The 22,620-nt window shown below is 57.6% G+C and carries 23 protein-coding genes and 1 pseudogene; 9 read left to right on the plus strand and 15 right to left on the minus strand.

Features of this window, described 5'->3' with window-relative positions:
* The first annotated feature begins 64 nt into the window (after window positions 1-64).
* A complete protein-coding gene (locus KOL70_RS21130) occupies window positions 65-829 on the plus strand; it encodes a hypothetical protein (protein WP_215481532.1) in 765 nt (254 codons plus the stop codon).
* 25 nt (window positions 830-854) lie between these two features.
* Here the strand turns inward: KOL70_RS21130 and KOL70_RS21135 are convergent, their stop codons facing one another.
* Window positions 855-1,565 (minus strand): GNAT family N-acetyltransferase, encoded by a 711-nt coding sequence (locus KOL70_RS21135; RefSeq protein WP_088516717.1) that lies wholly within the window; start codon window positions 1,563-1,565, stop codon window positions 855-857.
* A gap of 105 nt (window positions 1,566-1,670) precedes the next feature.
* Here KOL70_RS21135 and KOL70_RS21140 point away from each other — a divergent pair, with 105 nt between their 5' ends.
* A complete protein-coding gene (locus KOL70_RS21140; RefSeq protein WP_215481533.1) occupies window positions 1,671-3,122 on the plus strand; it encodes a PLP-dependent aminotransferase family protein in 1,452 nt (483 codons plus the stop codon).
* On the opposite strand, the gene KOL70_RS21145 is transcribed toward KOL70_RS21140, so the two are convergent.
* From KOL70_RS21145 to KOL70_RS21160, 4 genes are all read right to left on the minus strand, one after another.
* On the minus strand, window positions 3,112-3,606 hold the full coding sequence (locus KOL70_RS21145) for an RcnB family protein (RefSeq protein ID WP_031279558.1): 495 nt from the start codon (window positions 3,604-3,606) through the stop codon (window positions 3,112-3,114). The genes KOL70_RS21140 and KOL70_RS21145 overlap by 11 nt on opposite strands.
* Window positions 3,607-3,645: 39 nt before the next feature.
* Window positions 3,646-4,983, minus strand: coding sequence for a serine hydrolase (locus KOL70_RS21150; protein WP_254185901.1), 1,338 nt, complete (start codon window positions 4,981-4,983; stop codon window positions 3,646-3,648).
* Window positions 4,984-5,094: 111 nt separating this feature from the next.
* Window positions 5,095-5,877, minus strand: coding sequence for a MetQ/NlpA family ABC transporter substrate-binding protein (locus KOL70_RS21155; protein WP_215481534.1), 783 nt, complete (start codon window positions 5,875-5,877; stop codon window positions 5,095-5,097).
* Window positions 5,878-5,895: 18 nt separating this feature from the next.
* The gene (locus tag KOL70_RS21160) at window positions 5,896-6,915 is read right to left on the minus strand and encodes an isopenicillin N synthase family dioxygenase (protein WP_371824681.1); all 1,020 of its coding nucleotides are present in this window, start codon (window positions 6,913-6,915) and stop codon (window positions 5,896-5,898) included.
* A gap of 206 nt (window positions 6,916-7,121) precedes the next feature.
* On the opposite strand from KOL70_RS21160, the gene KOL70_RS21165 reads away from it, so the two are divergent.
* Window positions 7,122-7,805 (plus strand): YecA family protein, encoded by a 684-nt coding sequence (locus KOL70_RS21165; RefSeq protein ID WP_058776430.1) that lies wholly within the window; start codon window positions 7,122-7,124, stop codon window positions 7,803-7,805.
* A gap of 49 nt (window positions 7,806-7,854) precedes the next feature.
* Here KOL70_RS21165 and KOL70_RS21170 read toward each other — a convergent pair whose 3' ends face one another.
* The gene (locus KOL70_RS21170; RefSeq protein WP_215481536.1) at window positions 7,855-8,808 is read right to left on the minus strand and encodes an alpha/beta fold hydrolase; all 954 of its coding nucleotides are present in this window, start codon (window positions 8,806-8,808) and stop codon (window positions 7,855-7,857) included.
* A gap of 70 nt (window positions 8,809-8,878) precedes the next feature.
* Window positions 8,879-10,108, minus strand: a complete 1,230-nt coding sequence (locus KOL70_RS21175) for an MFS transporter (RefSeq protein WP_215481537.1) — start codon at window positions 10,106-10,108, stop codon at window positions 8,879-8,881.
* A gap of 233 nt (window positions 10,109-10,341) precedes the next feature.
* Between KOL70_RS21175 and KOL70_RS21180 the strand changes: the two genes are divergently transcribed.
* Window positions 10,342-10,962: a TetR/AcrR family transcriptional regulator gene (locus KOL70_RS21180; protein ID WP_132464371.1), complete on the plus strand. Its 621-nt coding sequence runs from the start codon at window positions 10,342-10,344 to the stop codon at window positions 10,960-10,962.
* A gap of 33 nt (window positions 10,963-10,995) precedes the next feature.
* Here the strand turns inward: KOL70_RS21180 and KOL70_RS21185 are convergent, their stop codons facing one another.
* The 4 genes from KOL70_RS21185 to KOL70_RS21200 form a co-directional block, all read right to left on the minus strand.
* Window positions 10,996-12,042: a DUF1176 domain-containing protein gene (locus KOL70_RS21185; RefSeq protein WP_132464367.1), complete on the minus strand. Its 1,047-nt coding sequence runs from the start codon at window positions 12,040-12,042 to the stop codon at window positions 10,996-10,998.
* 79 nt (window positions 12,043-12,121) lie between these two features.
* Window positions 12,122-13,300, minus strand: a complete 1,179-nt coding sequence (locus KOL70_RS21190) for an arabinose transporter (protein WP_215481538.1) — start codon at window positions 13,298-13,300, stop codon at window positions 12,122-12,124.
* Window positions 13,301-13,344: 44 nt separating this feature from the next.
* On the minus strand, window positions 13,345-14,214 hold the full coding sequence (locus tag KOL70_RS21195; protein WP_021506745.1) for an SDR family oxidoreductase: 870 nt from the start codon (window positions 14,212-14,214) through the stop codon (window positions 13,345-13,347).
* Window positions 14,215-14,374: 160 nt separating this feature from the next.
* A complete protein-coding gene (locus tag KOL70_RS21200) occupies window positions 14,375-15,265 on the minus strand; it encodes a LysR family transcriptional regulator (RefSeq protein ID WP_215481539.1) in 891 nt (296 codons plus the stop codon).
* A gap of 90 nt (window positions 15,266-15,355) precedes the next feature.
* On the opposite strand from KOL70_RS21200, the gene KOL70_RS21205 reads away from it, so the two are divergent.
* The gene (locus tag KOL70_RS21205; RefSeq protein WP_215481540.1) at window positions 15,356-16,135 is read left to right on the plus strand and encodes an NAD(P)H-dependent oxidoreductase; all 780 of its coding nucleotides are present in this window, start codon (window positions 15,356-15,358) and stop codon (window positions 16,133-16,135) included.
* 37 nt (window positions 16,136-16,172) lie between these two features.
* Here the strand turns inward: KOL70_RS21205 and KOL70_RS21210 are convergent, their stop codons facing one another.
* Both KOL70_RS21210 and KOL70_RS21215 read right to left on the minus strand, forming a co-directional pair.
* Window positions 16,173-16,502 carry a DUF1493 family protein gene (locus tag KOL70_RS21210; RefSeq protein ID WP_058757234.1) on the minus strand — a complete coding sequence of 110 codons (330 nt, stop codon included), beginning with the start codon at window positions 16,500-16,502 and terminating at the stop codon, window positions 16,173-16,175.
* A 143-nt stretch (window positions 16,503-16,645) separates the two neighbouring features.
* Complete coding sequence (locus KOL70_RS21215; protein WP_215481541.1) at window positions 16,646-17,524, minus strand: GyrI-like domain-containing protein; 879 nt, start codon at window positions 17,522-17,524, stop codon at window positions 16,646-16,648.
* Between the two features lie 186 nt (window positions 17,525-17,710).
* Here KOL70_RS21215 and KOL70_RS21220 point away from each other — a divergent pair, with 186 nt between their 5' ends.
* Both KOL70_RS21220 and KOL70_RS21225 read left to right on the plus strand, forming a co-directional pair.
* Window positions 17,711-18,484, plus strand: coding sequence for a type IV toxin-antitoxin system AbiEi family antitoxin (locus KOL70_RS21220; RefSeq protein ID WP_215481542.1), 774 nt, complete (start codon window positions 17,711-17,713; stop codon window positions 18,482-18,484).
* Window positions 18,477-19,394 (plus strand): nucleotidyl transferase AbiEii/AbiGii toxin family protein, encoded by a 918-nt coding sequence (locus KOL70_RS21225; RefSeq protein WP_215481543.1) that lies wholly within the window; start codon window positions 18,477-18,479, stop codon window positions 19,392-19,394. Before KOL70_RS21220 ends, KOL70_RS21225 begins: the two co-directional genes overlap by 8 nt.
* A 230-nt stretch (window positions 19,395-19,624) precedes the next feature.
* Here KOL70_RS21225 and KOL70_RS21230 read toward each other — a convergent pair.
* A pseudogene (locus KOL70_RS21230) lies at window positions 19,625-20,769 on the minus strand (IS3 family transposase); the annotation flags it as partial.
* 253 nt (window positions 20,770-21,022) lie between these two features.
* Between KOL70_RS21230 and KOL70_RS21235 the strand changes: the two are divergent.
* Both KOL70_RS21235 and KOL70_RS21240 read left to right on the plus strand, forming a co-directional pair.
* A complete protein-coding gene (locus tag KOL70_RS21235; RefSeq protein WP_215481544.1) occupies window positions 21,023-21,628 on the plus strand; it encodes a DarT ssDNA thymidine ADP-ribosyltransferase family protein in 606 nt (201 codons plus the stop codon).
* A gap of 11 nt (window positions 21,629-21,639) precedes the next feature.
* A complete protein-coding gene (locus KOL70_RS21240) occupies window positions 21,640-22,347 on the plus strand; it encodes a hypothetical protein (RefSeq protein ID WP_215481545.1) in 708 nt (235 codons plus the stop codon).
* 120 nt (window positions 22,348-22,467) lie between these two features.
* On the opposite strand, the gene KOL70_RS23770 is transcribed toward KOL70_RS21240, so the two are convergent.
* Window positions 22,468-22,590 carry a hypothetical protein gene (locus tag KOL70_RS23770; protein ID WP_256445346.1) on the minus strand — a complete coding sequence of 41 codons (123 nt, stop codon included), beginning with the start codon at window positions 22,588-22,590 and terminating at the stop codon, window positions 22,468-22,470.
* Window positions 22,591-22,620 lie beyond the last annotated feature (30 nt).

The raw sequence follows: 22,620 nt of genomic DNA on the forward strand, positions 1-22,620 counted from the left end.
ACCACCTGGATAACCTTACTGGCAACAGGAAAGGCGACCAGGAGCAACAGGGATGATACCGACGATGATGAACACCCATAAGGCATTCAAAGCGCTGCAGCAGGCGGGCGTGGCCGATCACCAGGCCGAAGTGATGGTCGACATTTTTGCCGAAATGCAGCAGGAAAACAGCCTGACCAAAACGCACCTTTCGCAGGCCATGGAAGGCGTGATGCGGGCAAATCACGCCACCGCGCAACGTGTCGATAAACTGGCACAGAGCCTCAGGAATTTTGAAAATGAGGTCCGCCATACGTTTAAAGCCATTGAGCTGCGGTTTGATAACGTCGATGAGCAATTCCGGAAAATTGATCAACGCTTTGAACAAATCGATCAACGCTTCGAAAAGATGGATGCGCAATTCAAGCAAATCGATAAACGCTTAGAAAAAGTGGATGCGCAATTCAGGACAATCGATCAGCGTTTTGAACAAATCGATGAACAATTCAGGAAAATTGATCAACGCTTTGAAAAGATGGATGAGCAATTCAGGAAAATCGATCAACGCTTTGAAAAGATGGATGAGCAATTCAGGAAAATCGATCAACGTTTTGAACAAATCGATGAACAATTCAGGAAAATCGATCAGCATTTTGAACAAATCGATGAGCGATTCAGGCAAATTGATAAACGCTTTGAAAAAGTGGATGAGCGCCTGCTGGATCTCGACCATCGCATGCAGCTCGGTTTCAATGAGCTCAAACGCGATAATCTCTGGCATCGGCGGCTGATGATGGCGATGGCCAGTGCCTTTGTGTTGTCAGCCGCCAAATATATTTTTGCCGGTTAGCCGGGCAGCCAGCGCGGGGGGCGCGTCAGGCCTGACGTAATGTCTCCAGCCTGGCGCGTTGCTGCCCACGGGCGTCGAAATTGTCTGCCGCCAGCCAGCGCTCAAAGCCCAGCTTCACCTGCGGCCATTCGCTGTCGATGATAGAGAACCAGGCGGTATCCCGGCTGCGATTTTTATACACCACCACCTGACGAAACGTGCCTTCATAACGGAAGCCCAGCCGCAGGGCGGCGTTGTACGACGGCTGGTTACAGCTATCGCATTTCCACTCGTAGCGACGATAGCCGAGTTGTTCGAAGGCGTAACGCATCAGCAGATAATGGGCTTCGGTGGCCATTCGGGTTTGCTTCAGCAGCGGAGAGAACACCACAAAGCCGACCTCCATCACACCGTGCTGCGGTTCAATGCGCATCAGCGCCAGCGAGCCGACCGCCTGCCCGCTTTGCCGGTCAATAACCGCGAAGTGCAGGTAATCCGGACTCTGCTGGCACTGCTGCGCAAACGCCAGATAAGACGCTTCATCGTCAAAGCGCCCGACCGGCAGCCAGGTCCAGTCGCGGTCATCTTCCGCCAGCGCATAAGCCGCATACAGCTCGCGACCGTGACGTGCGGCATCCAGCGGCTCCAGCCGGCAATACTGGCCGGTGAAAATCTGCCCCTGCGGCAACGGGCGCGGCTGCCACGCCTCCAGCGCCGGGCCGATGGGTTGTCCATAACGATTGGTCTGCGGTGACATACGGCGATTCCTTCTGTGTGAGAGTGACAGCGTGCAGCGTGCCACTTTGCTGGTTCAGGAAAAAGCGCCACAATGTGACAAATCGATAGATCCACGGAGGCGCCGATGCGCGCATTAAACCGGCATTCGCTGCTGCTGGCACCGTTAGAGGCCGACGGCAGCCTGACGCTGCAACAGCAGCTGTATCAACGGCTGCGCCAGGCGATACTGAATGGTCAGCTGGCGGCGGGCATGCGCCTGCCGGCGACCCGCCAGCTGGCGGCTGAACTGCAGGTGTCGCGCAATACGGTGATCGCCGTCTGGTCACAGCTGCAGGCGGAAGGATTTATCCTCAGCGACCGCCAGGGAAGCCGCGTCAGCCGGCTGGCGCACACGCCGCTGCCCGCGCAGGCGTCCGACGACAGCACCGACTGGCCGGTTTCCGCGCGCGCTGCCCGGTTGCATTCGCTGCATCGCCTCTCCAGCCAGGAGCTGGCGCTGCGCCCGAGCACGCCGGCGCTGGCGCATTTCCCGCTGGCGCAGTGGCGTCGCGCGCTCAATCAAACCGCGCAGCAGGCACAGCTGCTGGGCTACGGCGATCCGCTGGGTGAGCTGGCGCTGCGTGAGGCATTGGCGCAGCATCTGGCGCTGGCGCGCGGCGTGCGCTGCGCGCCGCAGCAGATTGTGATTACCGAAGGCGCGCAGCAGGCGCTGACGCTGTGCGTCGCGCTGCTCACCAATCGTGGTGACACCGGCTGGGTGGAAGAGCCGGGCTATCGCGGCGCCAAAGCGGCGATGCGCCTGGGCGATCTGCAGATCGAGCCGATTGCGGTGGATGCGCAGGGACTGGCACCGACAGCGCAGGACTGGCAGCAGCGCCCGCCGCGGCTGATTTACACCACGCCGACGCATCAATATCCCACCGGCGCGATCATGAGCGCCGCGCGCCGGCTGGCACTGCTGGCGGCGGCACAGCGGCATCAGGCGTGGATTATCGAAGATGATTACGACAGCGATTTTCGCTACAGCGGCGAGCCCATCGCCGCGATGCAGGGCATGGCGCAGCCGACGCCGGTGATTTACATCGGCTCCTTCAGCAAAACCCTGTTTCCGGCGCTGCGCATCGGCTACATGGTGCTGCCTGCCCCGCTACTGCCGCGACTGCGGCCGGCCTTGCATGAGCTGTTACGCGGCGGTAACCGACCGGAACAGCAGGCGCTGGCGCTGTTTTTACGCAGCGGGGATTTCAATCGCCACCTGAGCAAAATGCGCCGTCTGTATCGTCAGCGGCAGGCCACGCTGCGGGCTGCACTACAGGAGACGTTTGGTGCTCAGGTGCCGCTGCTGGGCGGTGAGTGCGGTATGCATCTGGTGTTGCCGCTGGCGGATACGGTGGATGATGTGGCGCTGACGGCGCAGTTGTTTCGCCATGGCTATGCGCCTGGCGCGCTGTCCGGCTTTTGTCTGGGCGGGCAAAAACAGCAGGGACTGGTGCTGGGATACGGTAATACCAGCACCAGTCAGATAATGGCAGGCGTGGCGCAGTTAGCGCGCCTGCTGCCGGGCATTAACCCTTGAAGAAAATGTCGCCGGATTTGCCCATCACGATCTTGCCGCTGTCGTCGGTGATCAGGATGTAGTTAGCGTTGATGTAAGCCCAGTGCGTGCCTTCCTGCGGTGCAGGCAGGTGGCGCGGCTGCCACTCAACGATGGTGTACTGCTTTTTACGGTACTCATCCGGCACGACGTCACCGACTTTATACTCTTTGTAATCGATGATGATAGTGTGCAGATCGTAATTATTGGCGGCGGATGGCGCTTCACCCGGACCGTTTTGTGACGGACGAATCGGCGCGACATCGCCACTGGATTCTGCCGGTTCACTGCTGGCGGGCGCATCGCTGGTGGCCGCTGGCGCTGAGGCGTCCGGTGCGGTTTGCTGCACCTGCGGCGGCATCGGTACGCTATCGGTTTGCTCACCTTCTGCCAGTGCTGCTGGCGTCAGGCTTAAAGCGCCCAGAAAAATTCCTGCTGAAAGAAGGGTGACGTGTGTCCTGCGCATTGGTGATTTCCACTCTGGTTAATTATTTAACTGTCCCATTTACTGACAAGCGCCACGTGCGGAAGGTTCCCGCGCCGCGCTTAGCGCGTCAAATTTCGCTCCACAGCATACCTCAGGCGGCGCGCTTTGCTGAGCAGCAAAATTGCAAGCAACCGTGTTCATATCCCGGCGATCTTTACGCGCCAAATCACGCAGCAGCGCAATGCCGAGATAGTTGCTCCAGTTGAAGGCATTCTGCAGCACCACGATGGCATTGCCGTGGGCGCGATCGTAGCCAATAAAGCTGGCATAACCGCCAATATACCCCACCTGATAAGTGATCTGCTGCTGACCATAGGTATCGGTTACCCAGGCGATATTCTGCGCCTGATTGCCATGCTGCTCATAAGGATAATTGACCTGCGCCAGCGCCTGACCGAGCGCGCCCTGTGCATCGCTGTGCAGATGCGCATCGAGGTAGCGAATCAGATCGCGCGCGTTGCTGTACAGGCTGGCGGCCGCCACCATATTGCCGCGAAAGGCCCAGTCCGGCGTCAGCTGACCACGCGCGATCAGTTTCGGCTGATCGCCGGCGTGGCCCAGCGCGCGCCACGGATAGTCGCGCAGGGTTTGCGGATGGAAGCTGCTGCTGGTCATGCCGAGCGGACCAAACAGCTGATGCTGCGCCAGCGTTTCAATGTCCTGATGCAGACGATGCTGCAGAATGTAGCCCAGCAGCGCATAGCCGAGATTGGAGTACTGCGCCGCCGGGTGAGCGGGGGCGCTGAAATCGGCCAGATAACTCAGCACGGCATCGCTATCCAGATTGCCGTAAAAATTTTCGCCGCTGCGCAGGTAAGCCATAAATTTCAGGAACATCGGCAGATCCATATCCTGGCGCGGCAGCCCCGAGGTGTGCGTGACCAGCTGCAGCAGCGTGATACGTTTTGCATCCTCACTCAACGGCACGCCGCGCGGCAGCAGCGTGGCCAGCGTGTCGTTCCAGTGCAGCTCGCCGCGATCCACCAGCCCGATAATGACCTCCGCGGTAACGCCTTTGCTCAGCGATCCCAGCGCAAACAGCGTATCCGGCGTGATGGGATAACGCTGACGCGCATCGGTGACGCCATAGCTGTAAAACTGCGGCGCGCCGCGCTGATGAATAATGGCGATGCTGATGCCGGTCACCTGCTTTTGCTGCATGTAGTGGCGCACAATGTCATCGACGTTTTCATGGAAGGAGGCGTGGGAAAGATAGACGCGATCGCCCACCGGTGCGGACGTTTGCGACAGCGTTCCGCAGCCGCTGAGCAGCAGACACAGGGCTGACAGCCGCAGGTGCAACCATGCGCGAGAAAGCGTCAGCCGCTGAAGCCTGACGAAGCGGGAAGTAGCCATCAATTGATAAGTTATTTTTTATGTTATGCAGCAGGTGCCACTGGTGTTGGTGGCGAAATATACCACAGAACAGCGGGTGCGCCACCTGTCAGCCGCAGGTGGCGCCGGGCATTATTGATTAACCGGGATAACCGATCCTTTGTAGTGCTGGTTGATAAATTCAGCAGTTTGCTTTGATTCGAGATCTTTCGCTAACGCGAGAATGCGCGGGTCGCTGGCCAGCTTTGGCGTAGTGACCAGCACGTTGGCATACGGATTATCCTTTGCCTGTTCCAGCGCCAGCGCGTCTTTTGACGGCACCAGCCCGGCCTGCAGGGCATAGTTACCGTTAATAATCGCCAGCTGCGCATCATCCAGCGCGCGCGGCAGCTGCGGCGCTTCAACTTCAATGATCTTCAGATGGTGCGGGTTGTCACTGATGTCCGCCGTGGTCACCAGCGTACTGGCGCTGCGGCTTTTCAGCGTAATCAGGCCGTTGGCCTGCAGCAGATAGAGCGCACGGCTCAGGTTAGTGACGTTGTTGGGCACCGCCACCTGCGCGCCATCCGGCAGATCTTTCAGAGATTTCACTTTGTGCGAATAAATCCCGAGTGGCTCAATATGCACGGTCGCCACCACGGCAAATTTTTCGCCCAGCGCTTTTTCCTGATCGCGCAGATAAGGCACATGCTGGAAATAGTTGGCATCGACATCGCCACGCGCCAGCAGCTCGTTGGCATTTAAATTGCCGTTAAGCTCGATGACCTGCAGGTCGAGCTGTTTGCCGGTTTGTTTGATGTAGTTGAGGATCTCACTGTGCGGCACCGGATCGGCGGCCACGCGCAGTGCCGCGGCGGACGCCACGCTGCTGAACAGGGCCACCAGGGCCAGTGACGCTATCATCGTTTTCTGCATGGGCTTTCCTTACGTTTCTTATGATTTCACTGTGCTTAATGCATCAGCGTAATAGCGCTGCGCCACATCGCGATGGGAACGCAGACGCCCTTTGAGGTAGTTCCAGCCCACTTCGCGCAGCAGCGGATTGTCAGGATCGCTGGTCGGACCGTGGGCTTCTGCCGCCAGCTGCGGCGGCAACTGATACAGCGGTACTTCGGCATCCAGCTGCGCGCCGAGGAAAAAAGCGATCGACAAGCGTTCACGATTAGCCGGCGGCGACACCACGCGGTGTACGGTGGCGCGCAGATACCCATTGCTGGCAATCTCCAGCAGTTCGCCGATGTTGACCACGAACGCGCCCGGCTTGGGCAGCGCATCCACCCAGTGACCGGGTGACACTTCCACCTGTAAACCGGGCTGATCGTCCTGCAGCAAAAAGGTGAGAAAGCCGGAGTCTTTGTGCGCGCCGACGCCCTGCTGGCTGGCTTCTGCCGCCTGACCGGGATAACGAATCAGCTTGATGTGCTCATTGGGCTGGGTGCCATACAGCGCGTCGAACGCATCCGGCGGCAGCGCCAGCGCTTTAGCAAAGGCCCGCAGCAGGCGCAGCGCGATGGCGGTCATCGCCTGCTGCCAGGCGTGCATCACCGGACGCAATTGCGGTAACGCCTCCGGCCATAAGTTAGGCCCCTGCAGCCGTTTCCACGCCGGATCGCCCGGCTGCAGCGTCAGCGCCGCGCGTTCGGCACCGATATCAAACTGTTCACGCTGATCGCGCTGGTCGCGGGTGTATTCCACGCCGGCGTGGTTGTAGCCGCGAAAATGCGGCGAGTGGATCATCGCCACGCGCTGCTTCTCCGCCTGCGGCAGGGCAAAAAACGCCCGCGTGATACTCTGCACGTTGTGCAGCAGTTGCGGGTTGATGCCGTGATTAACCAGATAGAAGAAACCGACGTCACGCGCGGTCTCTCGCAGCTGCGCCAGGTAAGCTGCCTGCTCTGCGTCCGGTAATTCCAGCAGGGCCAGATCCAGTACTGGCAGGGTATCCGCCATGATGTTGTCTCCTCGCTATCGGTAAATCCTGCGTTTACGCTGACATTCGCCGCCGTTTCCCGCCAATACTGTTGCGCGATAAGTTATGGCGATTCCTTTTTAGGCGCACTTCGGCTATCGATATGCAAAAAGCGGTAAATCAGGCGCGCTGCCGCTATAATCGCGCCCAGCAATTTTTGCCCACCAATGCACACCGCAGGAGACGCCGGATGAATCAGGGTCCGTTAACCGAAAAAGAGCTGAACTGGCTTGATGACATGCTGGAAAAATATGGCAACGAACACTCCGTGGTGGACACCGCCGAACTGGACGGCATGCTGACCGCCCTGCTCTCCGGCCCGAACGATATCGAACCGAGCGAATGGCTGGTGGCGATCTGGGGCGGTGAGAAGAAGATTCCTCAGTGGGCGAACGCGCGCGAAATGGACCGCTTCATGGCGCTGACCTTCCAGCACTTTAACGACATCGCCGAGCGACTGGCGGAGTACCCGGAGCAGTTCGATCCGCTGTTCGGCGAGCAGGAGATGGAAGGCCAGCTGTTTACCGTGGTGGAAGACTGGTGCTACGGCTACATGCGCGGCGTGGCGCTGGATGCAGACTGGGCGCAGCTGCCGGCGGCACAGCAACCGGCGCTGCAGGCGATTGCGCTGCACGGCAGTGAAGAGCAGCTGGCGCAGCGTGAAGCCTTCACCCCGGACGCGTTTGAGGCCAGCATCGAGGCAATTCGCCCGGCGGCGCTGGAACTGCACGAATACTGGCAGGAACAGCGCATGGCGCAGCCCGATCCGGCTCCGCAGCTGCCGCATTTTGCCGGTGAAAAAACCGGCCGCAACGATCCCTGCCCGTGCGGCAGCGGCAAAAAGTTTAAGCAGTGCTGCCTGAATAAAACCTGAGACGCTCACCTCAACGCAGGCCAGCGCTAAAACTGGCCTGCGCACCGCGTTATTTCCCGGACGCGAGAAACGCCATCACCGCCGCATTCAGCGGCGCGGGGCACTCTTCAGGTAACCAGTGACCGCAGCCAGGTAACACTTTGCCGGTGACCTGCGAAGCGTAGCGGCTGACCACCTGCTGCTCATAGGCACCCAGTCCGCCGTGACCGCCACCGCCAATCGCCAGCATCGGCACAGCAATTTTCTCGCGGGAGAGCTCTTTATTGTCCGCCACTCCCTGATTCAGCACCCGGTAATATTCAAAGGCGGCGTTCAGGCTGTGCGGTTTTGCATAGGATTTGCTGTAAAGATCGAGCAGCGCCGGGGTGAACACCGCTTTGTTGGCGGCATGTTCTTTGATGAAATGCTCAAAGAACAGGCGCTCTTTACCGGCGATCAGCTGCTCAGCGAGCTGTCCCTGCGCCGCAAAGAAGCTGAAGTGCCACACCAGGGATTCGCCTTCAGGCGTAAAGGCCGGGAACTGATAAATGCTTTCGTCCGGGATCGGTGCTTCCATAAAGATGGCGCGGCGGATGCTGTCCTGATGTTTCACCAGCAGCGGATAGGTATTCCAGATACCAATATCGTGCGCCACCAGGTCGAATTTTTTGCCGCCGGCGAACTGTTGTGCCAGCTGATAAAGCAGCGGTGCGACATCGGTGGCGCGATACGAATGCGGCACGTCAGACTGCCCCAGCCCCGGCAGATCCACCGCCACGACGGTGTGGTTTTTTGCCAGTTCCGGCATCAGCTGGTGCCACTCGTACCACGTCTGCCCGAAACCGTGCACCAGATATACCAGCGGTCCGCTGCCGCCCTTCACATAATGCAGGCGCACGCCGTCCACAGTTTGATAGCTGCTGGTAAAACCGGCGGGCAGCGGGAATTCATCCGCGGCGGTGCCGGCGGCGGAAAACAGCGCGGCCGAGGCGAGCAGCAGGGTTAACAGTAATTTTTTGAACACGTGATTGATCTCCATTTTGTGATAATGCCATTTAAAACAGTGAATTAAATTTTCATGTGCGCACGGCTAGTCAGTGACCTTGTACGCGCTGGTGCCGCGCGCCGGCCTGGAAACCGTGCTGACGTGCCTGCAGTGCGATGAGGAAGCCAATCGCCAGCAGCAACAGTAGCGCCAGCGGGAAAGACGCCACGCCCCAGTGAGTAAGCAACACGCCACCGGCCAGACCGCCGCCGGCAATCGCGCTGTTCCACACCACCACGTTCATCGACAGCGCCACATCCGCGCCCTCGCCCGCTGCATCCGCCAGTGCCGTTTGCAGCAGCGTGGCCGCCCCGCCAAACGTCAGCCCCCACAGCGCCACGCCGACATAAACCAGCAGCGGCATGCGCGCCAGCCAGATGAACAGCAGCGAGACCAGCGTAAACAGCGCCAGACTGCCGAGCACGGCGACGCGCAGGTGGTGATCGACGAGGCGACCGGCCAGGCCGATAGCCGCCAGCGCCGCGATGCCAAACACCAGCAGCACACTGTCCACCTGCCCGGCGAGGCCCGCCTGGCTAACGAACGGCGCGATGTAGGTGTAGAGAATGTTGTGCGCCGTCATCCACGCCAGCACCACGCCCAGCACCGGACGCACGCCTGGCGTCATGAACACCGTGCGCAGCGGCAGACGCTGATCGCTGCTTTGTCCCGGATAGTCAGGTACCCGCAGCAGCACCCAGCCGATCAGCAGTAGCGTCAGCGCTGACATGATGCCGAACGCCGTGCGCCAGCCCACCGCCGTGCCCAGCCAGGTGCCGACGGGAACGCCCAGCGCCAGCGCAATCGGTGTGCCGACCATCGCCACGGCGAGCGCTTTGCCCTGCTGGTGGACCGGCACCATGCGCCGCGCATAGCCGGCCAGCAGGCTCCAGGCGAGTCCCGCCGCTGCGCCAGCGAAAAAGCGCGCCACCAGCGTCAGTGCGAAGTGGGTCGAGAACGTGGTGATGGAGTTAAAAATCAGGAAACCGACGATAGCCAGCAACAGCACGTTACGGCGGCGCCAGCCCTGGGTGGCGATGGTCAGCGGAATCGCCGCCAGCAGCGAGCCGAGCGCATAAACGGTTACGGTCTGCCCGGCCAGCGCGGTGGAAACGCCGAGGCCCGCCGCCATCTGCGGCAGCAGTCCGGCCGGTAAGGTTTCGGTGATGATGCAGATAAAACCGGTCATGGCCAGCGCCAGCAGCGCGCCCAGCGGTAGCGGCCGGGTTTTATCCGCGGCGGTATTCAAAGTCGTCACAATCAGCGTTCCCGATGTCATCAGCGTGCAGATAAGGCGCGCGCCGCTCGTTGAAATTATATGTACCGATCAGTATATAAATTGGCGAAGTGCGATAACCTGTTACGGCTTAAGAACACACTACCGCGGATACGCTATCCGCCGCCCGCAGGCACAAATATATACTGATCGATACATTAGTTGACGTGCGAGACCATTGTCAACGACTTATGTATCGATTAGTATTTAAGCATTGAGATTAATGGAGCACTGAGATGGCCACTATGGGACGGCCGCGTACGTTCGATCGTGATGCGGCCATTGAACAGGCGATGAAGATTTTCTGGCAGCACGGCTATGAGTCGACATCGTTAACGCAGCTGAAGGCGGGAATTGCCGGCGGTATTTCCGCACCGAGCTTTTACGCGGCCTTTGGCTCGAAGCAGGCGCTGTTCCAGGAGTGTGTGCAGCGCTATCTGTCGACTTACGCGCAGGTGGTGGAGCCGTTGTGGGATAACAGCCTGCCGCCCCGTACCGCAATGGAGACCGCGCTGCGGCGCTCGGCCAGCATGCAGTGTGAGGCCGGCCATCCGCTGGGTTGTATGGTCGGCCTGGGCGTGATGAGTGCGCCTTCCGCCGAACACGCGGATGTCACGCAGCCGCTGGCGCGCTCACGTGCCCGCACGCTGGCAGGCATGACGGCCTGCGTGCAGCGCGGCATCGACAGCGGCGAGCTGCGCGCCGACACCGATGCCGCCGCCATCGCCATCGCCCTCGACGCTTTTCTGCTGGGCGTGTCGGTGCTGGTGCGCGATGGCATCAACGGCGCGCAGATCGACACCGCCATCGCCCACGTCATGGCCGTGTGGGATGCGGCAAAATCCGTGACGGATTAAGTGACCCAGCCGCCTGGCGACGCACGCTGAACATTACCCCGCCGGTTTGACTTCGGTGACCAGCGTTGGCAGCTGCCATGCGCCGCCGGCGCGGATGGCACGACACATGCCGGTGGTGGCCTCGCTGCTCTGCACAAACTGGCGGCCGTCCCACACCCATGCAGCGGTACTCCAGCAGTCGCCAATGCCGCGCCCTTTCTGCGCTTCGCTGATCATGCCGTCGTGATAATCAGATCCGGAATCGGTGATCAGCTGCGGCGTGCCCTGCAGCGCGTTATCCAGCAGCCAGAAACCGTAGCCTTCGTTGTAAGCTCCGCGCCAGCACAGCGCGGCGATCAGCACGTGCTGCGCATCCACCGGCGTCAGCGTAGGCGGTTCTGCGCCCTCTTCCGGCTGATCGTCGGACGGCGCGAGATTGTCACAGCTGTCATCATCGGTCAGCGAGGCAATCAGCTTTGGCTTGACCTGTGCCAGTTCATCTGGCGTCAGCGGGCGCGGCGCGGCTTTCAGCACATGGACCTGCTGGATCACCGGCATCGCCACTGCCGCCGGTACGCTGGCTTCCGGCTGATTACCCTTGCGCACCAGCGCGCCCGGCGTGTTCAGCCGTCCCTGCGCCTCATCCATTTTTAACAGCGTGGCAAAGGCCCCGTTGCCGGAGAGCTCAAACGGCTCGGCCGCACCGCGAAACTCCACTCTGGCGCTGCCTTTGATGGCGGCGATCAGCGCCTGGGTCTGCGCGTCGCTTAGCGTCCACTCATCGTTCTCCGCTTTGCTGACCTCGCCCAGCGCGCGATCGTCAATCCACAGTGCCAGCGCATTCACCTGCTGCGCATCATCGTCGCCGGTATCGGCCAGCACCACGCGCCCGTGCGTCAGGCTGTCTGGCCCGCCGGCGCGCGTCAGCAGCACCGATCCGCCCGCGCCCTCTTCGGCGCTGTAGCCGGCGGCGCGGCAGGTCAGCGTATTATCACAAGCCAGCTCCCAGTCTTTATGGCTAAACGAGACGCCTTCGTCGGCCCACAACGGCGTGCTCAGGCTGGCGAACAGCGTCAGCGCCAGCAGCAATCGGCTTTTCATGCCATCTCTCCCTAATGGTAAAGGTGGCTAGTGTGATGATTTTTGCGGCGCGGGAGAAGTGAATTTTTTGCGGCGGGTCTTATTCCATCGCTGCCTGTGGTTGTGGCTGACGCGCCATCAGGCTCAGCGCCACCAGCATCGCCAGCGCCACGGCAATTGCGCCAGCGAGATACACCGAAGCCACGCCGCGGTGGGCGGCCAGCGCGCCCGCCAGCGGACTGGTGATCGCCAGCGCGATATCAAGAAACGCCACGTAAGCCCCCATCGCCAGGCTGCGGGTGTGCGGCGGTGCACGGCGTACCGCTTCCACGCCGAACGCCGGAAAGGCCAGCGAATAGCCAAAACCGGTCAGCGCCGCGCCGAGATAAACCAGCGTCGCGTCATCAGCGCCCCAAATCAGCAGCTGACCGCAGGCTTCAATCAGCACGCATACCAGCGCGACACGCGCGCCGCCCAGCTTATCCGGCAGATGGGCAAAGAACAGGCGCGCCGCGATAAACGCCACGCCAAACGCGGTGAACGCCAGCGACGCGTTGCTCCAGGCCCTGGCCGCAAACAGCAGCGCGATGAACGCGGTGATCATGCCAAAGCCGACGCTGGCGAGCGCCAGACCCAGTCCCGGCCGCCACACCGCGCCCATGACTTTGTAGAACGGCGTGCGTTTGGTCGAGGTCGGCGCGACGGCGCGCACCTGCGTGATAAACATCAGCGGCAGCAGCGGTACCACGATGATCGCCATGGCGATGCCGGTGAAGTGCCAGCCGTGATAAATCGCCACGCCCAGCGGCGCACCCAGCGCCCAGGCGCCGTAAATCGCGATACCGATCCACGCCATCACTTTACCGGCATTGGCCGGCCCTACCAGCCCAAGCCCCCAGCCGAGCGCGCCGGTGGCCAGCAGGCTCTCGCCCAGCGCCAGCACCACACGCCCCAGCAGCAGGATGGCCACCGAGCTGGCAGGCCGATCAACGAACAGCAGCGAAATCAGGTAGATCACGCCGGAACTTGCCACTACCAACAGCCCGGCCAGCACCGCACGTTTCGCGCCGCGCATATCGGCGAAGTTGCCCGCCCACGAACGCGTCAGCAGTGACGCGATAAACTGTGCGCCGATGACCGTGCCGATCGCCAGCGTATCCATACCGAGATTCTGCTGCAGATGCAGCGGCAGCACCGGCAGCTGCATCCCCATGGTGAGAAAAGCGATAAACACCGCCAGCGTCACCGGCAGCAAGGTGATAAATACATTATTTTTCATCGATATAATCCAGAAAAACTGCCGCACGCAGCGGCAGCGTGATATCAGAGATGGGTGTAATAGGCAGGCGTATCGAGCTCGCTCAGCAGGTCCGGGCGGGTTGCAGACCAGTCCAGCAGCGTGCGCGTGCGCTGGCTGGAGACCGCCATGTTGCCCGCCGCCATGTTGGCGAACCAGCCAAAGTGCGCCCGGTCGCGCTCGCCGCTGGGTAATCCGAGCTGGCGTCCTATCGTCTCCGCGATAGCGCGGAACGGCACCGCCTCATCGGCCACCGCGTGATAAACGCGCTCGGTGACGCCCTGCTCCAGCGCCAGCCGATAGACGCGCGCCGCATCGCGACGGTGCACGCCGGACCAGCAGTTCTCACCGCTGCCGCACCAGGCGGAAATCCCGCTCTCACGCGCCAGCCGCACCAGAATCGGCACAAAACCGTGGTCGCCGAGGCCATGCACTGACGGTGCCAGCCGCACTGTCGCCACGTGCACGCCGCGCTGCGACAGCGCCTGCGCCGCCGCTTCCGACTGACGCGGTGACACCGGCTGCGGCTGATCCAGCTCCGTCGCCCCGCGCGCCATACCGGACAGGCCGGACGTCACCAGCAGCATGCGATCCGATCCGGCAATCGCCTCGCCGAGCAGTTCGATCACCTGGCGGTCCTGCTCGCAGTTCTGCACGAAGCGCGAGAAATCATGGTTAAACGCGGTATGAATAATGGCGTCCGCAGAACGCGCGGCGTCACGCAGCACATCAGCATCCTCCAGCGAACCGCGAATAACCTGTGCGCCAGTGACGGCCAGCGCCACGGCTTTTTCCGCCGAACGCGCTAACCCCGTAACCTGATGGCCCGCCGCGATCAACTCTTCCACCACCGCTGAACCTACCCAGCCGGTGGCCCCGGTGACAAATATCTGCATGGTCTTTTCTCCTGCACGTTAAAACGCGAGTGTTTCGTCGTGTTGATATGATGCGTGCTGTGGAGCGGTGGCGCTAATCGCATCAGCAATGCAGGATCAAGCCTTGACGGACAAGGCCTGAGGGCATGAAGACCGCGACTTATTCGGCGAGAGTTCAGGTTTACAGCGCCGCCACAATCTGCTGGCGCAGCCATTGCTGGGCGGGATCGCGATGCAGGCGCTCGTGCCACAGCATCAGGATGTCAAACCCTTCAATCTCCAGCGGCGGTGCAAGCACGCGGAGCTGCGGCGCGTTTCGCACCAGGCGCTCCGGCAGCACGGCGACCAAATCACTGTTGGCCAGCGTGTCGAGCATAAACAGGAAATGCGGCACCGAGAGCGCGACGCGGCGCGTGCGGCCGAGCCTGGCCAGCGCGCGATCGGTGGCTGCACTGAAGCCGCCGCCATCCGGCGAAACCATCACAAACTCCAGCTGACAAAAACGGTCCAGCGTCAGGGGCTGCTGCAGTTGCGGATGATTGCGCCGGCCGGCCAGCACGTAGCGCTCGCTGAACAAGCGGCGCTGATGCAGCGTCGGCGGTGCGTTGTCGCCGGTGTGAAACACCATATCCAGCTCGCCCTTCTCCAGTTGCTGCGCCACCTGCGGCGGATTGAGTGCAAACACCGCCATGCGGCTGCGCGGTGCCGCTTCACGAATGAGTTTTAGCGCCGGCAGGATCAGTGCCGATGACATGTAATCGGTGGCGGCAATACGCCAGGTGAGCTCCGCGCGCGCCGGATCGAACGCTGCCGGCGGTGCCACCGCGCGCTCCAGCGCTTCCAGCGCCAGACGCAGCGGTTCGCGCAGGGCCTCGGCGCGGGCGGTGGGCAGCATGCCGCGCGGACCAGGCAACAGCAACGGATCGTCAAACAGCACCCGCAGGCGCGCCAGCTGAGCGCTTACCGACGGCTGCGACAGATTGAGGCGCTGCGCCGCGCGCGTCACGTTCTGCTCCACCAGCAGCACGTCTAAGGTTTGCAGCAGATTCAAATCCAGCGAGTGCATATTCATGTCATCTATACCTGAGATATCAGTAATTTATTTCTACTATAGCCAGAGCTGGCTTAACCTGCAGCGGTTTTCATCTCACAGGATACCGCCATGAATGTTTTGATTGTGTATGCCCATCCGGAACCGCGCTCGCTGAACGGATCGCTGAAAGACTTTGCCGTGAATCATCTGCAGCAGGCGGGCCATCAGGTGCAGGTGTCAGACCTGTACGCCATGCAGTGGAAAGCACAGCTGGATGCCGCCGACACGCTGGCACCTCCGGTGGGCGCACATTTTGATGCCACGCTGGATTCGCGTTTCGCCTACGACAACCAGTTGCAGGCAGCGGACATTGCAGCCGAGCAGGAGAAGTTGCGCTGGGCCGACACGGTGATTTTTCAGTTTCCGCTGTGGTGGTTTTCGATGCCGGCTATCATGAAAGGCTGGTTTGACCGTGTGTATGCCAACGGTTTTGCCTATGGCGTCGGCGAGCACAACGATCACCACTGGGGCGATCGCTACGGCGAAGGCACGCTCGCCGGCAAGCGCGCCATGCTGGTGGTGACCACCGGCGGCTGGGAGTCGCACTACGCGCCGCGCGGCATCAACGGCCCGATTGAGGATCTGCTGTTCCCGATCCAGCACGGCATGCTGTTCTATCCCGGCTTCAGCGTGTTGCCACCGCTGGTGTTGTATCGCGTGCAGAAGTCGGCGCAGGAACGCTATGCTGGCTGGTGCACCGCGCTGGCGCAACGGCTGGATCGCTTAGCGCAGGATCAACCGATTGCCTTCCGTCGCCAGAACGGCGGTGAATATGCGATTCCGGCGCTGACGCTGCGCGAGGATCTTGCGGAAGGTGAGCGCGGATTTGGTGTTCACGTGGCACGCTGAGCCGCTGACCGCCAAACCGCAGCGGGGCGCTGCCGAATTATTCAAACAGCCAGCGCCCCGCCTGCGCCGAAGCAATTAGCATGCCCAGCGTGAAATCCGGTACCACCGGCACTTCACGCTTGTTGAACGGGTTGAGGATTTGCGCCAGCGACGGTTCGTCCGGGTAGTAGGTTTCAATAGCGAAATTCGCGCGATCGACCGCGAACTCGCTGAAAAACTCCTCCATCAGCGCGGCGGCTTCGTCGCGCTCAAAGTTGAGATCGCTGTCGATATCAATCTGCGGCGTGAGCGTTTTCTGCTTGAACAGATACACGCCGTCATAGCGCCGGACCAGTTCATAGATACGCTGTTCGAGTTGCTCTGTCATCGTCGCCTCTTCGCCTGTGCTGATTGGATCGCAGGGCATTTTGCCATGCCTTGCCGCGAGGCAGGAGGAAAAAAATGTCAGCCGTGAATACGTATCGCAATCCTGCATAAAAATCCCGATAGCCATTGCTACCGGGACCCTTATCACTTAAGCGGCAGATAGATATCCGTCAGCAATTCGTGTTCCGCCACTTCATGCACGAAGTTGTGATAGTGAAAGAACAGCGGGAAATCGCGCAGCTCTTCACCGCTGGCCGGCAACCATTCGCTATAGAGCGAACGCGCCAACTCGGTCAGCGCACTGTGCGAGCCGTGATGACGCAGCACCGCGCAGCGTCCGCCGGGAATGGTGCTGTTAACGACGCCAAAGGCGTTGTCTTCGTTAACCGGCGCCGTCACCGAACCGCAAAGGTGATACTGAAAATCCCCGGCTGGCGTGCTGGCCGGATCGTGCGGCGCGACGCCGAACGTCTGGCTGCTGCGCACCGGCGACGCGCCGCTGCTTTTGCGCCAGGCAATAAACTGCGCCGCCGTTTCGTTGATGCGCTGCGGATCGCCGTGATGCGTGAGCATCGCCACCGGCGTGGTGGGAAACATTTTAATCTCAACTGACATACTCTCTCTCCGTTTAACGGGTGGCTGAGGCATGCGCTGATGCCAGGTCATCCACACCGGCTGCTGACGAAATTCACTCGGCGTCACGTCAAATACCTGCTTAAAGGCGCGACTGAATGATTCGGCATGCTGAAAACCGGCATCGAGCGCAATCTCAATGATTTTCTCGTGCGGATTGAATGCCAGCCGGTACGACGCCCGTTTGAGCCGCATCAGCTGGATGTAACGCCCCGGCGGCATGCCGCACCAGGCGCTGAACTGGCGGTGAAAGTGGTACGGCGAAAAGTGTGCCACTTCACTCAGTTGCTCCAGCAGCAGCGCTTCATCAAGATGGCGTTCGATATAGTCGAACACCTTGTCGAAGCGCTTGCGGTAGGTCTCGCGGTGATCATTTTTGTTTACTGGCATAGCATCCTCTCTGGGGAATGAGTATGCCCGTGTGGCGGAGAGTGGGCCTGATGGATCTTGCGGAATTTTGAGGGAAAGTCTTTATTTTTTGTTGACGATGCTCAAGTTGCGATCAACACCGTACATTGACTTTTTACTCGCAGGGCGGTTTACTTTTTTAATCATAGTCACACCATTAGTGAATATATGACCTCAAAAATAAACTGGCTGTTGCAGAACACCGCTCCAGGAAGCCTGGTTTTACAAAACTGGCTAACCCGAAACAACATATCGCCTTCACTGGCATTTAAATACGCGCAAAATGGCTGGCTGAAAAAACTGCGTGCTGGTGTTTATGTCCGCGCTGGCCGGGAACCTGACTGGAGCGATGCGCTATGGTGTCTGCAGAACCAGCTTGAAGCATCGGTCTATCTGGCTGGAATGAGTAGCCTCTCCTGGCAGGGACGATCCCATTACCTACAGCTTAAACAGAGCCAATGCTGGATTAGCGTTGAAAGTAAAACCATATTGCCCAAATGGTTTAAAGAATTTCCCCATGTTGAGTGGCTTACGTTATCGGCCTTAAAACTTCCTCAACTGGATGAGAAGTACCGAACCCAGCTTGAGATCAAAGGGAAAAAAATAACTGCCAGCGTGCCAGAACTGGCCGCCTACGAGCTATTAAGCGCGGTGCCTAAGGAAATCTCATTTGAGCACGCTACCGAGCTTTTTCAGGGGCTGGTCAATCTCAACCCACGTAAAGTGGAGAACCTTCTCACGCTCAGCAAGTCTGTGCGAACCAAGCGCCTGTATCTGTTTTTCGCCAGCTTCTATGAACATGCATGGTTCAAACGTGTGGATACCAGCAAAATCGACCTGGGATCGGGCAACCGACAAATCGTTGTTAATGGCAAACTGGACACGCAATACCTGATTACTGTGCCCGAAAGTTTTACTAAGAAGGGAATAAGCCATGGATAAAACCTCACCTTACTACCGCCAGGTCGCGCTGCTGGTGCGGGCATTACCCTATGTCGCTAACGAGACCTGTTTTGCGCTGAAAGGTGGAACTGCGATCAATTTATTCATCCGTGATTTTCCCCGATTATCCGTTGATATCGATCTGGCTTATATCCCACTGGAAAGCAGAGAGGTTGCGTTACCCAACGTGCGGGAAGCGCTTGCCCGCATCGCTGCCGAACTGGAAGCGCAAGCCGGGATCAGCGCAGTGCTGCAAACCAATAACCCCGATGAGATGCGCATTATTGTCACCACGAATGACGCGCAAATTAAAATTGAAGTTTCACCCGTTGCCCGTGGAACATTGTATCCACCGCAAGAACGCGATGTCGTGGAAGCGGTGGAGGAAGAATTTGGTTTTGCCGCGATCCCGGTTACCTCACTGCCTGACTTATACGGTGGCAAGCTATGTGCTGCGTTAGATCGCCAGCATCCCAGAGATTTTTACGACGTTAAAATGCTTCTTGATACCCAGGGAATCGACCGGGCGATTTTCAATGGCTTTATTACTTATTTGCTTAGCCATAAGCGTCCATTGTCCGAAGTGCTTAGCCCGCGCTGGAAGGATATTACCGCGCCCTTTCAAAATGAATTCAGCGGCATGACCTTTGAGAATGTCTCACTGGAAGCGCTGAGAGAGGTTCCGGAAAGCATGCTCAGTGAGCTGAAGGCGCATTTTACTCAGCAGGACTTCGATTTCCTGATGTCATTCAAACGCGGCGAACCTGACTGGCATTTAGCACCAGAAATCCACATTCAAAATTTGCCAGCCGTTCAATGGAAGCTCAGCAACATCGTAAAAATGTCGGAGGAAAAGCGCACGCAATCACTGGATAAACTGGAAAAGATCATGACTGAATGGCTAAGTTAGTTTATTAAAATTGGTATAGTGACACTGAAAGTGAAACTATATGATTTCTTATAAACCAGAGAAGCTCTTTCGGGGCCAAATACCTTCTTGAAATTAAAATATAAAATCGGTGTTGGCCTCACTAGAGATCAGGCTTGTTGAAACCTGCGTGCCGCGGACTCCAGACTTCCATTCAAATTAATCATGCTATCTCGCTGCTTTTTAGTTGGTGAATCGCCACGGATAATCCAGACACTTCTGAGCCGTTGATAATATAGGTTTTCATATTCAGCCGGTGGCATCTGCTCGCTCGAACTATGGCGACGCTTACTGTTATAAAACATTTTGATATAATCAAAAATATCGCTTCTGGCTTCGTCTCTCGTTCCGTAGATCCTTTTCTTAATTCGTTCGCATTTCAGTAACTGGAAAAAGCTTTCCGCAACCGCGTTGTCATGGCAGTTACCGCGACGACTCATGCTGCCTTTCAGACCGTGTAATTTCAGGAACGACTGCCACTCATGGCTCGTATACTGACTGCCCTGATCAGAGTGAACCAGTACCTGCTTTTGAGGATTACGCCTCCACACCGCCATAAGTAATGCGTTCAGGACAATCTCTTTTGTCATGCGGAGTTTCATTGACCAGCCGTTAACTTTTCGGGAGAACAGGTCAACCACCACGGCCAGATACAGCCAGCCTTCGTGGGTTCGGATGTAGGTTATGTCCGTCACCCAACGCTCATACGGTGAGTCCGGATTGAACTGCCGCTGGAGCCTGTTGGGTGTCACGATGCTGGCTTCGCCTTTACATGCCCGTGGGCTACGGTACCCAACCTGAGCTTTTATTCCGGCACGCTTCATCAGCCGCCAGACCCGGTTCACTCCGCACTGCTGTCCGGTATCACGCAGATCGGGAGGGATCTTGCGATAACCATAAGCGCAGCCAGACTCAAGCCAGAACTGTTTGATCTGCCCGGTCAGCATCTGGTCTGTCTGGTGACGCTGTGAAGGTGGCTGCTGAAGCCAGAAATAAAATCCACTCGGATGGACATCCAGAACCCGACAGAGCAAACGAACAGGCCAGCAACGGCGGTTGTCGCGGATAAAGGCGTACCTCAGTCGGACAGCTTTGCGAAGTACGCCGCGGCTTTTTTTAATATGTCCCGCTCGTCTGTAACACGCTTCAACTCTTTCTGAAGACGGCGGATCCCGGCCTGAGCATCTGACTGTTCATTACTGGTGGAAGAATCCGGACCGTACTTCTTGATCCAGGCGTAAAGACTGTGAGTGTTGATATCAAGACGTGTTGCAACACTGGAAACAGAATGACCACGATCAACAACCTGTTTGACTGCTTCAATTTTAAACTCTTCAGGATAACGCTTACCGCTCATGGGCACCTTTCTTTAAGTCATCTTAAATGACTCTGAGGTGTCTGTTAAACCTGTGGCGATTCACTTCTGCACTAGCAAACATGTTCACGTCTTTAGAGATGTTAAGCACAACTCGATGACATTTTAGCCCAAAATATCATAAATATTATTTATTAGATGAGATTATCGCCATTTGCTCAAACATTAGTCTAACCACTTTTTATCTCGTAAAAAAACCATAAACTATTAAAAAAAATAATATATGGGGTTAGCCATGATTCAGGAAATTGTTACACAGCAAGAAATTAGTTGTTTAGTGCACTTCACACGCGTGGAGAACTTAGAAAGCATTATGACTCATGGAATAGTACCTATCGCTACAGCAAGAGAAGAACTTCAAAACGTATATTCAAACGATGAATATCGTTGGGATGGGCACTCAGATGCATCCTGCCTTTCAATCTCATTCCCTAACTCCAGGATGTTTTATAAATGCCGACAAGCTGATGTTAATACTGATTGGGTAGTTTTAGGTGTACACCCTTCAATTCTGTGGCTAAAGGACTGCGCGTTTTGTAAACAAAATGCTGCAAAAAGAGAGATTAGCAGTCAACCACTCGATTTGTTGAAGCAGCCACAATCTTTGTTAAGTATGTTTCAGGAAGTTGAGGGATTTGTTTCACGTAAAGAAATGGGGTTGAAGCCCTTTCAAACTACAGATGTCCAAGCTGAAGTGTTAGTATTCGATGTTATTGAACCACAATATATCATCGGCGCAGTATTTAACAAATCTGAAGTTAAATCGGCTTACGAAAGATTTCTGGTTGGTAAGCAATCACTGTTACATGGCATTAACAGCGGTTATTTTAACCGTCGCTAAAGGCTGAATGCATGGCAAAAAGACCTGTTTATATCCCCACGGGAGAAAAGTCACTCTTCGTGAAAACTGAGTTCATCGACTTCACCTGGTTTCCAGGCATGTCTGTATCACAAAAGCAGAAGTCGATTGATTCACTGCACCTGGCAGCTAAAAGTAACTTGCCCAAGGTGGCGGAAATATTAGAAATTTCAAGCAAATCTCGAGACAGCTTAGGCGTAGCATTGAGCGCGTTCAATCTTTCATTTACTACGCTGAAACAACAACGAACACTTACCATTGAGTGTGCCTTTCAGGGTAGCAAGGTTTTTCAACGGGGCGGACCATTTACAGATATGTTCGAAATGACTCCCCGTGAAGCAAAGAAGGATAAGCGGCTCTTAACTTCTGGACGATTAACAGGCTTTAAGTTTTTTGGCACTGAGTGGGAGCTTGAACCCCAGACTGCTTTCTACGATTGGCTTTACATCAGTGCACTGAGAAAACAGAAGGAACTAGCAGATCAGGTAGTCGCTTACTCTGCCTTTACTGACATAGAGTTTAACCCCGAACGCTCAATCAACTGCCAAGCATATTCTGCCGCATTATATGTGTCCTTACATAACCTGGGGATACTTGATGATACTATCTCGTCGAAGGAACGTTTCCTACAAACAATTGCGAGTGCGAAGATCAGCAACGCCCGTCAAGACGATTCCGGGCAGCCGGGTTTTGGATTTTGATACAGCGTATAGTAAAAAAACCGGGCGGTTCCCGTCCGGCTTTAGGTGTTCAGCTTCTTCATTCGCTTTACGATGGCTGCTTCTCGAAGCGCTGTTTCAAGTCCTTTAGCCTGGATATGGTCAAACAGCGTTGTTCGTTTCATATCGTGCCAGCGCCGAAAGGTTGATGATCGAATCATCATCATCTTTGAGCGGCACGGTCAGAACTGGCACAGAGCCAACTCCAAGTACTTGTAATCTCATTTATTAATCTCCTTTCCTTTGCCTCGCCAC

This window comes from Pantoea sp. B270, from assembly GCF_018726825.1.
Taxonomy (GTDB): Bacteria; Pseudomonadota; Gammaproteobacteria; order Enterobacterales; family Enterobacteriaceae; genus Pantoea; species Pantoea dispersa.

Coding starts and splice junctions, on each gene's coding strand:
- KOL70_RS21175 (WP_215481537.1), bottom strand. CDS start 10,108: ATGACATCGGGAACGCTGATTGTGACGACTTTGAATACCGCCGCGGAT.
- KOL70_RS21180 (WP_132464371.1), top strand. CDS start 10,342: ATGGCCACTATGGGACGGCCGCGTACGTTCGATCGTGATGCGGCCATT.
- KOL70_RS21225 (WP_215481543.1), top strand. CDS start 18,477: ATGGATAAAACCTCACCTTACTACCGCCAGGTCGCGCTGCTGGTGCGG.
- KOL70_RS21155 (WP_215481534.1), bottom strand. CDS start 5,877: ATGCAGAAAACGATGATAGCGTCACTGGCCCTGGTGGCCCTGTTCAGC.
- KOL70_RS21240 (WP_215481545.1), top strand. CDS start 21,640: ATGGCAAAAAGACCTGTTTATATCCCCACGGGAGAAAAGTCACTCTTC.
- KOL70_RS21140 (WP_215481533.1), top strand. CDS start 1,671: ATGCGCGCATTAAACCGGCATTCGCTGCTGCTGGCACCGTTAGAGGCC.
- KOL70_RS21215 (WP_215481541.1), bottom strand. CDS start 17,524: ATGCCAGTAAACAAAAATGATCACCGCGAGACCTACCGCAAGCGCTTC.
- KOL70_RS21165 (WP_058776430.1), top strand. CDS start 7,122: ATGAATCAGGGTCCGTTAACCGAAAAAGAGCTGAACTGGCTTGATGAC.
- KOL70_RS21190 (WP_215481538.1), bottom strand. CDS start 13,300: ATGAAAAATAATGTATTTATCACCTTGCTGCCGGTGACGCTGGCGGTG.
- KOL70_RS21135 (WP_088516717.1), bottom strand. CDS start 1,565: ATGTCACCGCAGACCAATCGTTATGGACAACCCATCGGCCCGGCGCTG.
- KOL70_RS21220 (WP_215481542.1), top strand. CDS start 17,711: ATGACCTCAAAAATAAACTGGCTGTTGCAGAACACCGCTCCAGGAAGC.
- KOL70_RS21185 (WP_132464367.1), bottom strand. CDS start 12,042: ATGAAAAGCCGATTGCTGCTGGCGCTGACGCTGTTCGCCAGCCTGAGC.
- KOL70_RS21195 (WP_021506745.1), bottom strand. CDS start 14,214: ATGCAGATATTTGTCACCGGGGCCACCGGCTGGGTAGGTTCAGCGGTG.
- KOL70_RS21205 (WP_215481540.1), top strand. CDS start 15,356: ATGAATGTTTTGATTGTGTATGCCCATCCGGAACCGCGCTCGCTGAAC.
- KOL70_RS21150 (WP_254185901.1), bottom strand. CDS start 4,983: ATGGCTACTTCCCGCTTCGTCAGGCTTCAGCGGCTGACGCTTTCTCGC.
- KOL70_RS21200 (WP_215481539.1), bottom strand. CDS start 15,265: ATGAATATGCACTCGCTGGATTTGAATCTGCTGCAAACCTTAGACGTG.
- KOL70_RS23770 (WP_256445346.1), bottom strand. CDS start 22,590: ATGAGATTACAAGTACTTGGAGTTGGCTCTGTGCCAGTTCTGACCGTG.
- KOL70_RS21235 (WP_215481544.1), top strand. CDS start 21,023: ATGATTCAGGAAATTGTTACACAGCAAGAAATTAGTTGTTTAGTGCAC.
- KOL70_RS21130 (WP_215481532.1), top strand. CDS start 65: ATGATGAACACCCATAAGGCATTCAAAGCGCTGCAGCAGGCGGGCGTG.
- KOL70_RS21210 (WP_058757234.1), bottom strand. CDS start 16,502: ATGACAGAGCAACTCGAACAGCGTATCTATGAACTGGTCCGGCGCTAT.
- KOL70_RS21145 (WP_031279558.1), bottom strand. CDS start 3,606: ATGCGCAGGACACACGTCACCCTTCTTTCAGCAGGAATTTTTCTGGGC.